Raw genomic sequence first — 14,451 nt, 5'->3', positions numbered from 1 at the left:
GCAAAAATACCTCAGGCTAAGCATTTGGAGAGTAGGCTGAACCAAATGGCCATTGATGTAGCCGCCTCACTATCTGAGCCTAAAACCCCGATGAATGTAAGAACTTATAATGAGCTTGTTGATAAAAACAAGTATATCCCTCGTGATAACGACGGGTTATTCAATGTAATGACTAGCCGATTAGATGACTTCGAACACCATCTACTTAACGATGAGTTTAGTATTATCGATACATTTAGGGAGGTAAAGGGTGAGCTAGAAGCGAGAAGGTTTATATCTGCTTACCTAGAAGCTAATAATCATGAGGCATATTCTGTAAGTCAAGAAGCTGTTGTTATAGCTGAAAAACGAACGGATATTAGGCTGCAAGCCACCAGCTTTAGATGTTACGCTTCTATTGAGTTGAAAATTGATGATAAGAGTAATAAATGGTCTGGCTCTGAATTAAAGAAAGCTTTAATTGACCAACTAATTGGGCAGTACCTTAATCATGAGCGGTGTTATGTCGGCTGTCTGCTGATAATGATGAGAGAAACCCGTAAATGGAGGCACCCTGAAACAGGTGATATGATGACACTAGCCCAAACGGTTGAGTGGCTACAAAGTGAAGCTGACGAAATCATGAAGGATAGAACTGAACTTCGTGTAGTTGTGAAAGGTATAGATTACTCAAGTACAGCAAATGAGCTGCGTTCCTAAGTTGGCAATATAATTTCAGAGATTAGCTGGCCAATTATGGCCAGCTTTTTTGTGCAGGTTTAATTTTGCTTGAACTATATATGCTTTTGTAGTGTTGCTATGTATCTAGATGTTAGGAATGATGCAAATAATAAAGCAATAAAAGGTATGTATGCCCCAGCTGTAGGGTAAGAGTTGGGTAGGGCGAAATAGATAATGACACCTACTAAAATACCTTTGGTTAGTTTCTTAATAACTAACATACGAGTCTTTGTTTTGTTACCGAATGTATAAGCCCTAATTCTCCAGCTATAAACACCAATAACTAGTTGAGCAAGTGCGAAAGGCACTAAAATATAAAGCCAAATCATTAAAAGGTTTGCTCTGTGTAAGATTTGGTATGTAAGCGTTTGTATGTTGTTTGTGACTCTTTTCACTAAAGGCAAAAGCTTTGCTGTTAGCCTAGCTAAAGGGTTTTTATCGTCTGTATCTCGATTTACCTTGTCCAAGAAATACTGCTTAAATCCTGATCTCACAATGATTGTGTTGTAGTGCCTATACGATGCATCTGTAAGGTTAAGCCAATTTTTTTCACCGATGGCCTTGTAGCTCGCTTTAACTTCATTTTCTAGCATTCTGTTAAAGCTGGTGGGGTTTAAAGCAAGAACCTGTGCTGCCAACGCAAATAGAATAAAGGTGAATAACTTTGAGTATTCTTTTTTTCTATTTTGCTCTCCAGACTTATCCTTATACAGGTCTTCGCTGTCATTCTCATAAATCATGAAGAAAACGCCTCCTTAAATGTAAGGGTTTTACTTTCATCGAAATTAGGAATGCCGAAATAGAACAGGTGTGAACGCTTCACAATCTTGCTCATTAGAAAGTGCTGTATCATCAATAATGATTCTTGATTTAACTCTTTTTCAATCAAGTTTGGTTTAGCGCGTATTGCTGAGTTCTTGTGCGTGATGAGGAATTGGCCGATTGTCTCTAAGAGTGGGTCCCATACAGCAATACACGAGCCTGAACCCCCTGTGTAGACCATAACATCAAGTACGGCTGTAAGTTCACTTGTAACCGTGAAGAGAAAGGCCTTAAAAAACTCTGCTCGGCTCAGATGTGAATTATGTACAAGAGAGTGCTGACCAGCTTTGTTAATGATGTGATTAAATAGATCGACATCTTGTTGTGGATGCTTCAATTCATCCCCAATAAAATCTAACAAATATCGAAGTGTTTCTTCCACAGCAGGTGCTTTCTTGTAGATGACCGAGTATATGTGCTTGTTATCTTCTGAAAGTGAATTATTCACATTGCTTTTTTTGTAGCATCTACTTTGGATTTTATATACTTTTTCTCTGCTCATCGTTGTATTACCGGTACTTTAGCTTTGATTGTTCTGCCGTCAGCAAGTCGTGCTACATATTGTAAAATAGGCAGCGAACCAAGTAGGCTTTCGTTAAATGCTTTGTCGTTTTGTTGTGTAAGCCTCTCAGCGTATGAAGAACCAAAGTCAGTCATGTCGTTTGTGTTCCCTGAACTTTGACCTAAAGTGATTTGTTGACTGGTTATTGGCACTTCACCAAATTGGCTGGAAGCATATTCTTGAGTTGATGTGTCGTTTGCTCTCATAGAGAAGAAGTTGTTGCACAGACCTAATACACGGTTTGAAGTAGCTGGGTCTGTTTTAGCTTCAATATCAGCTTTAGTTTGGGTTGCAATAAACATTTGCATAAATGCTGCACGACCTTGGGCTAATAAATTCAAAAGAGCATCATTCCCAGCAATCGCTGCATGTACTTCATCCACAAACACCGCTACTCGACGGCCTCTCCCTTCTGAGAAGTTGTATCGTGAACCTGCTACAGCAGCAATGTCAGCTAAAACAAGTTTGCTCAAATAACCAGCTGTCTTTGTGTCGCTGAGAGAATCAAGTGCCATGTAAAGTAGTCCTCCATTTTCAACGATGTCTGAAGTGTCTACATAACGACTGTCTTTCTCTCTTATTTTCCCTGATTTCTTTGATACACCTTCAATGTGATTTGATGTGTAATCTATACTTTCACTTTCAGCTGTATCGTATCTAGTATCCTCATCACGCGCATCTAAGCTTTCTGCTATCGCCTCTTCTGGTGATATAAGCTCATCCATAGGTGTAGATGTAAGGACGCTAAAAATAGGAAGTAAATTAGCTGTCATCTTTTGCATATGCTCGGCGTTGTGCGTAAGCAACTGAATTATGCCATCCACTTCTGGTGATTGATGTTGTTGAGATATAACTTGTTGATAGTAATTTAGCATTTGCTCTAAACGAGTTTTCCCGAAAGAGCTCATTTTGGCGCTAAGTTGAGTCTCCCAATCTTCCCCTAAGCATTTAGCGTAGTGTCTTTCAAGGCACTTTTGAGTTAAGGCGGTTTTGCCTGTTGTCACATAACGAGCAATAGATTTGATTTGTGGTTGTATGCCCGCATAAAGCATCGCGTTAACTGTTGAGTTTATGACGTTCCAGTTGAATCGAATGAAGCTATCTTCTTTACCCGACTCAACCATAATGGATGCGATACGTTCAGCTATCTCAGTCGGTCTATTCCAGTTTTTAATCGGATCTATTGTGCAAGATGTAGATGGTTTAGAAGGGTGAAAGTAGTGGAAGTGCTCGCTCTTACCAAAATGTTCCATTTCCGCTTGTAGGGCTTTTCGCCACGATGAGTCGTTTTTTGGGTCTAATACAATGACGGTATAGCCTTTGTGGATCATCGCGAGGCTAAGCAAAATGAACATTGTTGTTTTACCGGTACCAACATTGCCCATAATCATAGAGTGGCCAAAGAACGTTTCAGCATCTACGTATTGCCTTTCGGCATCCCCGACACCATCAATCCATGGCTTACCGCCAAGCTTTAACGTTTCTTTACGCCATTTTTTAACGAATGGTTTAAGAAATAGTGGAAGCTTCACTTCTTGTTTGTCAGAGTATAATCCTTGTATTTGATATGAGCGATTTGTATGCTCCACACCCCATTCAAATCCATTTCCAATGAATATCTTGTTATTTCCCTTCTTTTTATTGTTTGGATTTAGGATATTCTCTTTAGCCATGTGCTCTTGACGTATTGCTTTTATATCCTCGAATTCAATCTTGTTGAAGAAGATTTTGCACTGGCGTTTGACTAGTGGAATTGCCTTTAGAGTGTAGTGTCCACATTGAGCGGTGAGTATTGTAGTGATTCCAAAACCCACCATACCTATGGCCTTCACTCTCAATAACGCTTGAAGTAAAGGTTACAACACCAGCGGCTAAAGAGGCGTAAGCCTTATTTAATTCATATACAGGTCGGTATAAATTTTCGTGGAATAATGGGTTACTACGTTCCTGCGTCATGTTTCACCTTAATATGTATGTCATTCTTATCTTGTACGATTGAACTCGACAAGATATTTGTTTCGCTGGCTTTGCTGTTTGTGACGGCATTAACAAGAGTTTTCTTATCTCTTATAGGTGCAATTAAAAAGCCGTCTCTTAACTCAACTTTTTCGTGAATAATGTTTCCAAATAATAATTCAGCAGTCTTAGGGGTTAAGCCAATAGCAAGCAGAGATTCAATATCTAACTTTGCTTTCTGAGATGTATTATCAGCCGCGGTTACATCTGAACTATCCTGATTTTCATTTGATTTCGGCTTTTTTTCAGCTTTTTGGTTTTGACTTGGTTCAAGCGACTTCGCTTTAACGTATTTACGCTTATTGATGATGAAGTAACGAATTAATGCTGGTGGCTTTCTTTCGATAAGCCCCGCTTTTTCAAGTTCGTTTTCTAGATTGTCGTCAAGGTTGTCTTTCCATTTATCATCAACAAGGTAGTAGTTTTGACCATCGATTAAAATCGGCTCTAAGGTCTTTATGAACTCAATGGCTTTGGTCGTTGAAGTCACCTTAATACCACTCTTTGGTTTTGGGGCTGCTTTTTTAAGTGTTGTTTCGTTATTTTGCTTTTCCGGTACCTTTGCGCTTTGTTGGTTGGTTGGAGCAAATAGCTCACCATTAGTGTTCTTTGGTTTTTCCTTTTTAGGTTTATCTTTGTTCGGGCTATCCTTTTGAGCTGCTTTTGCCTTTTCAGATGGATTGTTAGGCTTAATGGGCTCTTCCGCAGTAGCTTCTCCTTTGGCTTTACTGGTATTAGGCTTGCCGTTTTTTTGCGGACTCTTTGTTGCCGAATGCTCAACTTTCATTTCTAGAGAATCACTATTAGCTTTTAAGTGAGCCGCAGCCTCATGAGCAATAACATTTTCTTCGCTTATGTATCGGTAACCCTCACTTGAGTAGATGACTGCGTTTAGCCCCATGTCGAGTTTTAATAGGCCGTAACGGTTTGGTGGAATAACTTCACCTTTAAGCAAAAATAAAGGCCACTCCAGACGAATAACGCCAATACCGCCCTTAAGATTTTTACTGATGAGCAAATCAATACCCTCAGACAGGTTAGTAACAGTTTCAAAAAAGAGCGCGTAATCAGTTTTTTCTTGCTTACGAAGAATGCCCCTATCCATCATTTTTTCACGCAAAAGACTTGGGTTGTTAGGAACGGTTGGATCTGATTGATGCATTTCCTTTGCTAACTCATTGAAGCATTCAGGCCACCGAAGGTATATCTCGTTATCAATAGCAATAGCTTTACCTTCTGTTAGCCATACTTTGGCTTTATCTTGCATTAGCTTGAGGATTTTCTCGTGTAACGCTGACTTCCTTGCGCCAAGGTCGTTGTCCCAAGTTGTTTGAATGTCTTTGGCAGTTGAAACATAGTCAGCTGAGCGAACCGCTCTTTGTAAGTAGCCATCTATACCTTGATAGTTTGCAAGGGTGGTGCTTATGTCTTCAAGTAAGTTGCCAGGGCATGTGCCTATGTACCTCTTTGCATCAGGAGTGAGGATTTGTTGAAATATGGGTTGCGGAGAAACTTCATGCCCCTTATGAATTCTGTCTTTTCTCCATCTAATGCCAACTTTTGTTATTTTGTTTTTTTCTTTCCAACTAACAAGGTCCTCTATAATTGGAATCCAGATATTATTTGGATTGCTTTTATCGTAAATATCCATATCAGTTTGCATCTTCCCTGCATCGTGCACTAAGCCGCAAAGCCATGCGGCGTATTGATATCTTTTTGTTCTTTGTCTCTCGATGTCTAGAGGGAATTCTTGAGGGAGGAATTGAGACTTTGCTTGCCTTAATGCCAAATCAGCTACTTGTAAACTATGTTCAATTAAGCCGAACTCTTTAGCATGGTGATAACCCTCAGAAGCTGGAAGGTTGCCACAATATCTAGCGTAGTTTTTAATCGTATCTATAAATAGACCCTGAAAGTTTAGGTTCTCTTTTTCCCAATCATGGCAATTTCCAAAACAGTAGCGAGTTTGAGCAATTAAATATTTATTATCATCAATGACCTGATTAACTAACTCTGGGCTATTCGAACTATCAAGATCTACATTGCACTTCTTTGCGTCATCTCTCATCAAGCGAGCGGCATTTTCACTTTGAACGATTAGATACTTTTTCTGAACTTTAAAAAAAAGCTTAATTAAAATAGTAAAAGGAATAAGTAAAAGCTTCATATTTCTCTCTGGAAAAATTAGGCGGTTTCCCGCCTAGTCATTTTAAGCTGCGTTAACTTTTGAGTTGCTTGGCTGTTCGGTTTCGTTCTTAGAGTCTGCAGAAGGGCTATCCAATGAAGTGGATTTTGAGTCAGTCTTTTTTTCTGTGTTTTTAATTGAAGCTTTGGCTTTAATTTCTTCATTTTGTTTTAAAATAAGGCTGTCATCTACATATAACTCTAGGCCACCTCGAATTAACGAAATTAGTTGGGTGGATTTAAATCGACCCCCACTTCTGTCTTTACCAGGTGATGTAGCGTTGCTAATTTTTGCTACTAATTTTCGTAATAGACCAATTGCTCTATTGCTGTTTTCATGACGACCTAAATCTGTAACAAAACCGGTTAACCAAAGATTTTCTAATTCTGCGATTTCATTATCTAAAGTTTGAATTAAATTTAGTAACTTCCAAGTGACTGGATAGCAAACTGGTACGCTTGATTCATAAGAGCTTGGTGTCATAACTTCTGGTGATTCTTCTAAACCGGCATTTTCCATAAATGCTTCTTTTTGTTTTTGTATACTTTCGATTTCTTGGTTAAACCAATCAGCAAGCTCTGACTCCCAAGCGCTTACTTTCGAATAGAGCTCATTTTCTGTAGTGGTTAACATTAATAATGAACCAATGCGTTCATAAATATTTAATGTCCGGTCACCTTCGTTTTTCCAAAAGTTATGGATGGTGTGTGATTTGAACTGGATATTAGTAACAAATGTTTTATGGATTAGTTGGTCATTATTGATCATGATTTTCTTCCTCAGCTGGAGCGGTAAATAGTGTTTTAGAAAGTTTGCAGATCTGCTTTTTCAAACTAACTCTGGATGAATGCAAAACTTCAAGTGACTCCCTTAATGGAGCAAGTTGCATTTCAGTTTCCCAATTAATTTTTGCGTGGCCATCCTCGCAATTTTTACTCAGTTGTTTTTCGGTATATCCTTTTTTTGTTGGTGGAATTTCTTTCCCCCAATGCCTATTAATTTTCTTGATAGGTGAGTACTCATGAGAAACCCAAGTGATGTAAAATTTTTCAGAGTTTTTTCGCTGCCTAACTTTTACTTGTAATGTCGATTTTTTAAAATCGCCCGACTCACCATGAATTTGATCTAAAAGAACTCTCCTTTTTTTGTGTTGATCACAAATATCTTGCGCACTTTCTACAATTGGTTTTTCAGCATCCTCGATAGCCTCTAAAACTAATTTCAGCACTTCTATTTCTATAGGCAGCATCTTTAACCCCGAACTTTAATTGAGACTTAATTATGCTTTGCAAAAAGATAGCTAAAGCCGAATTTTCAAACGTATATTCAAAAAAATTAGCCAAAGCACGTTTTTAAGTGTTGAGAACAGGAAGTTGAAGTGAATTAAACCTCAAGGGTGTATCTGGGAAATAAATCTAGAGCAATAAAAAGGCTTGCTCTATTTAGACGCAAATAAAAGTTTTCTGCGTTGCGAAACTGCCAAGGAACACTGTGAAGGGAGATTGTTTTTTGCATCATAAATACGCAAAAATTTGTCATTGAACGGCATTGGTTAAATTAACTGTTTTCTGCATCATAACTACGCAGAAAACCCGTATTTATGAATTGGAGAGCTATTGCGCAGGTTTAACATGTAGTCAAACCGACTGTAAATGCTGAATGGTTGCATCATAATTTATGCAACAGAATAGCTGTGAACTTTAAGTCACCTTGTTTTAAACGGTTCTAAAGAAGATAGTTCAGGAAAGAAATATCATTTACGGTTACTGCAATAAATTGAAATTTTGCATCATATATGTAGCAAACTAACTTATATTACTTGAAATCTAAAAGTTGAGAGCTTTGATGCTTACATCATCAATCTACTCTACGTCTCTTTTGTGTGTTGATTTATTTACTTAGAAAAACCCAGCCTTAGCTAACTGAGGGGTTACTCATAATTTTATGAGCATGTGGCTATAGGCAGCGTTGGTGTCATGATTAGCAATTTTAGATTTTATAGAATGTGAAGGGTCATACCTAAAAACTAGAATTTGAATAACCCTCTTTTAAAGTTAAGTGCTCACAATCCGTATAGTGGATAATGTTAGCCAGTAAAAGATAACAATCACTTTCCGCAAAGCGGTTAAATTGTTCGCTATATGTTTAACTCATCCTTCATATGCATTTTATGAGTTGTAAGTTCTCTGAAGCTTCAGATAAGCTCATTTAAAGTCCGCCATATGAACCATAGTAAACTTAAGCTTATTCCTCTTAAAGGATGTCGTTGCTGTATGGTTAATTCCGCATTATGGAAAAACAGTTTCCTGTATTCTTCCGTATAATGAACTGAGGCTTTGTCTGGTGGTATTTTCAGAACAATAGCGCAATAAGTAATATTGTTAGTTTTGACCAAAATATATCACTCGATGACAAATCCGCATCATGGAGTCTGTAAGGTATGGGCGTCTTCCATAATACGGAAAACAATGTTGATACATTTCCATTCACTTGGATTAGTAATTTAGTAGGGGAGGTGAGCAAGTGGTCTATGAATTGAACGGAACTTACTCCGCAAGGCGGACGTGCATTCTAACCAGAATACAGCTTTTGCTTTCAAGCTCAAAATGAAATTAAGGCAACACATCTAACAAGTCTAAAGAATAAAACAAATGTGATTGCACTCCACACTACGGACAGTTGATTAGCATTCCGTTTGGCGGATTAAATTTGATGTATTCAGCTTCCGTATTTTGGAAGGATTCAACTGATTACAAATTATGATATTCCATCGGCAACAATGAATTTGGAAAAATATCATCTTTAACCACCAGCTTAATGAAGTCCATTAAATGGATTTCGTCACACGAATTTACACTTGTATAACGGACTCACGATGCAACCGCATGCGTCCGTAGAATGAACAACATATAGTCCGTATAAAGGAACTTCTTAGCTTTGAAGTTAATGTCTTGTTTGCTCTTGGGTGTAGTTTCTTTGCAATTAAGCTTATAGCTAAAAGTTCAAATGTATTTACAAGTAGGTGGATTAGATGACTTGTTAAAGCATTCCGGTATTAGGATTCAATTGATTTGGTTACAGGCCAAATACCGGAATGAGTGATTGAATATGTAAAATGAAATGGGGCATCTAATTTAAACGCCTTAGTTGGTGGTTTTTAGGCATTTTTGAAAATTTGAAACAGAATACCTGAATTATCATAAGTTATTTGGTATCCGTAATATGGCATCTGATCCCCCTAGACAGCTCCGCTTTTCGAACTTAACCTATTTAGACATCTATCCGCAACACGAACCATTCTAGGTGGGGGCGGCTTGCTTGAATTGTGAGGTATTTGTTTTTAAATTACATATTAAGTCCTCTGGCGTGATCACATTTACTGGGTAATCGCTTTCTAACTTCTTAAGGTTTTCATGATAAAAGATAGATGTTTGACCAGCACTACTGGCTCTGTCATAAGTACAGAAGGAATCAATACCATAACCATAACCATAACCATAACTGTAGGAGAGGAATAAGTTTCATGACTAAACAGTCAAACAACCCTGCTGGAACCCTTTATGATTAAACATGACAAAAAATAAAGAAATACATACTAAAAGCTACTCTCAAGTCTAAATCGAGCCACAACTGAATATTAAAGTATCGTACTCGTTGTAACTCACTTCTGGACAAAAGCAAGTTAGAGTATTTAGTCAGTAAAGCCGCATTAAGGTGTGAGCAACGCTACCACGAAACTTAACCATACCACCTTAAACACAAAACCCAACGATGGAATGAAAAATGCCAAGCGTTGGGAATCACTCTTAAATGCTTTGTTAGCCCTAGCTTGACGTAGCCGCTAATATCATTGAACCGATACTAGCTATGCTACCCGCATGCGGAAGTAAGCTTGTGAGACCATTTAGCATCGAACCTAGAATGGTTTTGTTAGGTTTTGCTTGCTTAGATTGAACCTCTATTACATCTACAACCTCAAGAGCTTCATTGATGACACTAGATTCAACATCTTGTGACCGAATTTCATCTCTTAGTTGTGCGAATAGAGATTCAAGGTCGGTATTTGCCTGAACACTCATATTTGTTGAGTTGTCGACGGAATGATTATTAACACGAGCATTAGGACCACTCACGTTATATGTAATATTCTGCACAGAGCTACTATTAGTTTCAGGTTTCTTTGCACCCAACTTTTCTACATAAGCGGCGAAATGTGAAAAAGTGCCTTGAACTAAAACATCCTCTACATGTGTAACTTCCCAGCGATCTCTAGCTCCTGTCTGAACAATAATGTGTCCAATCTCAATGTTTTGAGGCTCTAGAAATTGGAACACTACCTGACCCGTCCCTTTTTTCGAGTTCTTTAAAGCACGTTCAGTAAGCAAAGGAGAACCGTCTAAAGTTTCATCGCTATATACACTGACATCACTACCACGACTTCTAATAAAATTACCAGCTACTTTTGCCAAATTCATTTAATTCTCCTTTAGGGCTAACGCTTTAAACAGCGGAAAACGCGATCGTAGCGAGTTGGTTTAAGGTGATTTAACTTGTTAGTTTTCAACTGCCGCTACCAATTTACCGTCAATTGAAAGACTGCCATCGCGAATTAAGACATCTCCAAGCCACACTGAACCGTAAAATTTATTGTCCAAATACAGTTCTTTACTGTACCGACCAACAATTTCCAATTTATGCTGACTCGATTGTGTGCCAAATATTACGGTATGCCGTAAAGGTGAAGGTGACGTTTTGCCTACAGTCGAAATAGGCATAAGTTCCTCACTATAGGGTTCCATAATTTTGATGGTTAGCCCTGGGTGATTGACATTATATTCCACCCAATCACCAACTCGCTTACCTGTATCTGCGCCGGTAAATCCAATCAAGTTAGCACAACCTGATACAAAAAATACAACACCGAACATGCTCAATTTGAAAAATGTACTCATAGAATCCTCTAAAAAACTAACGCCCAAAGCAGCGGGCGCACGTCAGTGCGTCCGACTGCCTTTGATTGTTATGCATATTGTTCGGGGCTAACAATTTCTTGGACATTTAGCCGGCCTTCAAAAATAACTTCTTTCGTTGCATGATCCTCGACAACCCCAAGCCAATACTTCCTAGCCTTCGCCAGACTCTCTTCCATTGGCTCACTATCACCGAGGAGATAAAGTTCGCTTGCGGTATGAATACGACCTTGGCCTCGCACCCGCAGCACCTGAAAGTCGGAGCCATTGAGGCCAATTCTATTAATCCAGAATTTGACTCCCTCCATATCTGGAATAAGCCAAATACAGCGTTGCCTAGATGGTAGGTGTGGAAATTCTTTGGCTCTAACATCTTCCCAAATTAACTCGCGAAGATACGCGACAAAATGATTTAAGATTTCACTGGCTATCCCTGCAACATTATCAGACTGAACCTCTCCTCTAGCTACTGCGCCAACAAATTTGACCCCTGGGACCTGCGATAAAGAACCATTTTCACTGTTTGTAACCGGGACCGTTTTCTTAAATTTTTCAAAGAAGCTAAAATATGGATTACTAGCTCCACCAATATCAATTTTTGACCCTGCCATCAAAACATCATGGGGGGACCATTCTGTTTTTCTATTGATGTGGAAATAATCAACTTCACTATCAATTACGCTCAATGTATCTCCTTATTGCATAACATTTTAGTATTTATGCGACACGCAGTTTGTGTTGCATAATCGCTTGTTGGACTGAGCCGCTACCTGCTCGGTGTGTCAGAGTTGGTGTTGTTTATGCTATGGGGATTTGCTTTTTCTGGCCTAAGCGATATCAAGCCAACGTAACTGGCGTGTCTATCGTATCTAAGCTATCCCTGCTTTACTCAGCGTTTTTTATGTTTCCATTACACCTAAGTTTGGCTAAATAAGCAACTATACTTTTGCACGCACAAAGCAGTCACTAGAGCATTTACCCTAACTTGTTTCGGGGCAAAATGTGAGTTAGGGCCGAAAGGCGGCTCTTTACAAATTCCGGATGCTCATAACGCAGTAAGTAGCGAGCTAAGTTTTATGTATCCACTCTTTGCTACTTATTATGTGTATTTAAAACAAGCTCAGTGCAACTTAATTGTTTCTTATTTAGTTTTAAAAAATTTGCTGTTGTACCAATAGCTTCAAAACCAAATTTGTGTAATATGTGCATTGAAGCAGGGTTATTATTTAGCACCTGAGCGTTTAATTGTTTTAAATTAAGCTTATTTTTTCCGATATGAATTAGTTGTTTTAAGCAGTAACTTGCTACACCTTTAGATGTAAACTCTTTACCTACACGATAACCCACATAGGCTTTTTGGTCTGAAATATCTTTTAGGTTAGCTCTCGCAACAATAACATTGTTTTTAATTACAATACCGCAAAAGGCATTACCTGAATTAATTTGATTAAGTAGATAATCAATATGCTTTGTAACACCACTGTGAGAATAAAAGTCTTTAGGCCTTGGCTCAATAAAACTTTCAAACCATTCTTTGTTTTTCAATTCAAAGTCCAATAGTATATTTACGTGATTTTTAGAAAGTGTTTTAAGTTCCATACACGCCTTTGATATTCATGATTTTTTGCTAGAGGTTTGCTAGGTATTTTGCCTTACCAGGTTGCTATCTGTAACCGTTGCTCTTTAAATAAATGTAGTTGAGTTTCAAAAGCAAACTGCTGTATCTCTGATTCCCATACATTTGAATCAAATGTAATCCAAACTTCCATAACTACTACCTCATTATTAGCTCGCTCACTTCGGATATTTCGGCCCTTACTTCGGGGGTTTTTCAACATAAATATAATATAAGGAAGTAAAATGAATTTTTAACCTAATCAAAGTCAAAGCATGGGCCTTTGATTTGATAATACTCGATCGGCAAATTAAACTTGCTTTGCAGTTCATTCAGATAGGAATGTTCAACGCTTGTGCATTTTACAGGACCAGCAACAATTAACTTTTCAACGAAACCTGCTTTATAAAAGTATGCATACTCTAGAAGTTGCCCAATTGCTTGCCGTATGCATGATTTAGCACTAAATGCTGTTTTGATTTCATACAACCTGTACTTATCACCCAATTGGAGAGTCAGATCAACTCTTCCGCATCCTATAAAGTTTTCAGTGCCTACGTTATCCCTGCCATAGACTTGCACTAATTCATCATACAAAGCCTGTTGAAGATCATTGTGGAATAGTCGTACATCTATTTGCTGATCTTTCTTATAGGAGGCTTTGGTAAATGACAGTTTTGTTTTGCAACCTGGTTTGAAAACAAAAGAGGGGGTAGAAGGGTTGTCATTATTTGATGCTATCTCTATGTGAAGATACAAAGGTAGTAAGCGATTTAACACATCACAAACTCGCTGATAATCAATTCTTTCACGATTTTGTTTTTCACCTAGGAAAATAAAAGCATTAGTTTTGCACCATTCTGACTTGATTATGGTTGGCTGAAAGTCTTCACTTCTAGAGCCGTCATGCTCAACATCATAGTGCCACATGCTTAAATCGTAAAATTCAGTTCCGAATTCATTGATGTATTCATTGAATAAATTAATTTTCTCTATTAGAGCATTAAGGTTTGGATGATCTCTACTAGGGCGAAGGGAGAATGCTACTCCGTATCGAAACAAATTATTTTCAAAGCCGATGTTAAATTGAAGCTCGGCTCGACCTCCGAAATGAGCTCCCCAATCTTTTTTACTCCCCTTTGGTCAAATACGTACTTTGTGGGAACTCGTGATAAAGAATGAATATTTTTCCTCAATTCTTGAAGGTTACCCAGCTCATATGCTGTGAGCATTTCATTAATTTTATTTGCAATGTGAAACAGAGATGTCATTTAAAAACCTAAAAGTTAAACCTGAATTGAGTATTACATTTGGATTGTTAATGGCCAACTTTGATTTTTGATAACAGTACTCGACTTAATTCTCTAGTTATAAAGTGTTAGTGATGGAGGTTGTGTTTATTTTTTTTGCATCATAATGTTTCGGTTTATAAATAAATAAAAACCTTTAAAATCAACTGTTTAAATTTTCTATAAATTTTAATTGTGAAATACATACTGTGTGTAGTTGCCAATTTAGTGACCTTCTGTTTAAAATATAGCTTCATTGTTAATAATTTTTT

Annotated in this window: 13 protein-coding genes; 1 reads left to right on the top strand and 12 read right to left on the bottom strand. The window is 37.9% G+C overall.

Annotated elements, in window-relative coordinates; genetic code table 11:
* On the top strand, positions 1–699 hold a 699-nt coding region (locus tag HUS62_RS18955), incomplete at its 5' end, for a hypothetical protein (RefSeq protein WP_220095071.1).
* Between the two features lie 74 nt (positions 700–773).
* Here HUS62_RS18955 and HUS62_RS18950 read toward each other — a convergent pair.
* The 12 genes from HUS62_RS18950 to HUS62_RS18895 all read right to left on the bottom strand — a co-directional run bounded on the left by HUS62_RS18950 (position 774) and on the right by HUS62_RS18895 (position 13,952).
* Positions 774–1,460, bottom strand: a complete 687-nt coding sequence (locus HUS62_RS18950; protein ID WP_175080794.1) for a DUF4400 domain-containing protein — start codon at positions 1,458–1,460, stop codon at positions 774–776.
* Positions 1,457–1,990, bottom strand: coding sequence for a hypothetical protein (locus tag HUS62_RS18945; protein ID WP_175080793.1), 534 nt, complete (start codon positions 1,988–1,990; stop codon positions 1,457–1,459). The genes HUS62_RS18950 and HUS62_RS18945 overlap by 4 nt, the downstream gene beginning before the upstream one ends.
* Positions 1,991–2,040: 50 nt before the next feature.
* Positions 2,041–3,693, bottom strand: coding sequence for a type IV secretion system DNA-binding domain-containing protein (locus tag HUS62_RS18940; protein ID WP_175080792.1), 1,653 nt, complete (start codon positions 3,691–3,693; stop codon positions 2,041–2,043).
* A 118-nt stretch (positions 3,694–3,811) separates the two neighbouring features.
* Complete coding sequence (locus HUS62_RS18935) at positions 3,812–4,060, bottom strand: hypothetical protein (protein ID WP_175080791.1); 249 nt, start codon at positions 4,058–4,060, stop codon at positions 3,812–3,814.
* Positions 4,044–6,287 carry a MobH family relaxase gene (gene mobH, locus HUS62_RS18930; protein WP_175080790.1) on the bottom strand — a complete coding sequence of 748 codons (2,244 nt, stop codon included), beginning with the start codon at positions 6,285–6,287 and terminating at the stop codon, positions 4,044–4,046. The genes HUS62_RS18935 and mobH overlap by 17 nt, the downstream gene beginning before the upstream one ends.
* A 42-nt stretch (positions 6,288–6,329) precedes the next feature.
* Positions 6,330–7,073 (bottom strand): hypothetical protein, encoded by a 744-nt coding sequence (locus tag HUS62_RS18925; RefSeq protein ID WP_175080789.1) that lies wholly within the window; start codon positions 7,071–7,073, stop codon positions 6,330–6,332.
* The gene (gene mobI, locus HUS62_RS18920; RefSeq protein WP_175080788.1) at positions 7,063–7,554 is read right to left on the bottom strand and encodes a conjugative transfer protein MobI(A/C); all 492 of its coding nucleotides are present in this window, start codon (positions 7,552–7,554) and stop codon (positions 7,063–7,065) included. The genes HUS62_RS18925 and mobI overlap by 11 nt, the downstream gene beginning before the upstream one ends.
* A 2,575-nt stretch (positions 7,555–10,129) precedes the next feature.
* Positions 10,130–10,780 carry a hypothetical protein gene (locus HUS62_RS18915; RefSeq protein WP_175080787.1) on the bottom strand — a complete coding sequence of 217 codons (651 nt, stop codon included), beginning with the start codon at positions 10,778–10,780 and terminating at the stop codon, positions 10,130–10,132.
* 78 nt (positions 10,781–10,858) lie between these two features.
* Positions 10,859–11,257: a hypothetical protein gene (locus HUS62_RS18910; protein ID WP_175080786.1), complete on the bottom strand. Its 399-nt coding sequence runs from the start codon at positions 11,255–11,257 to the stop codon at positions 10,859–10,861.
* A 68-nt stretch (positions 11,258–11,325) separates the two neighbouring features.
* Positions 11,326–11,961: a DUF2441 domain-containing protein gene (locus tag HUS62_RS18905; RefSeq protein WP_175080785.1), complete on the bottom strand. Its 636-nt coding sequence runs from the start codon at positions 11,959–11,961 to the stop codon at positions 11,326–11,328.
* Between the two features lie 406 nt (positions 11,962–12,367).
* Complete coding sequence (locus HUS62_RS18900; protein ID WP_175080784.1) at positions 12,368–12,874, bottom strand: GNAT family N-acetyltransferase; 507 nt, start codon at positions 12,872–12,874, stop codon at positions 12,368–12,370.
* Positions 12,875–13,148: 274 nt separating this feature from the next.
* On the bottom strand, positions 13,149–13,952 hold the full coding sequence (locus HUS62_RS18895) for a hypothetical protein (RefSeq protein WP_175080783.1): 804 nt from the start codon (positions 13,950–13,952) through the stop codon (positions 13,149–13,151).
* Between the last annotated feature and the right edge of the window lie 499 nt (positions 13,953–14,451).

The organism is Pseudoalteromonas sp. 0303, assembly GCF_013349995.1.
Taxonomy (GTDB): Bacteria; Pseudomonadota; Gammaproteobacteria; order Enterobacterales; family Alteromonadaceae; genus Pseudoalteromonas.
This window is presented reverse-complemented; position numbering and strand designations above follow the sequence as displayed.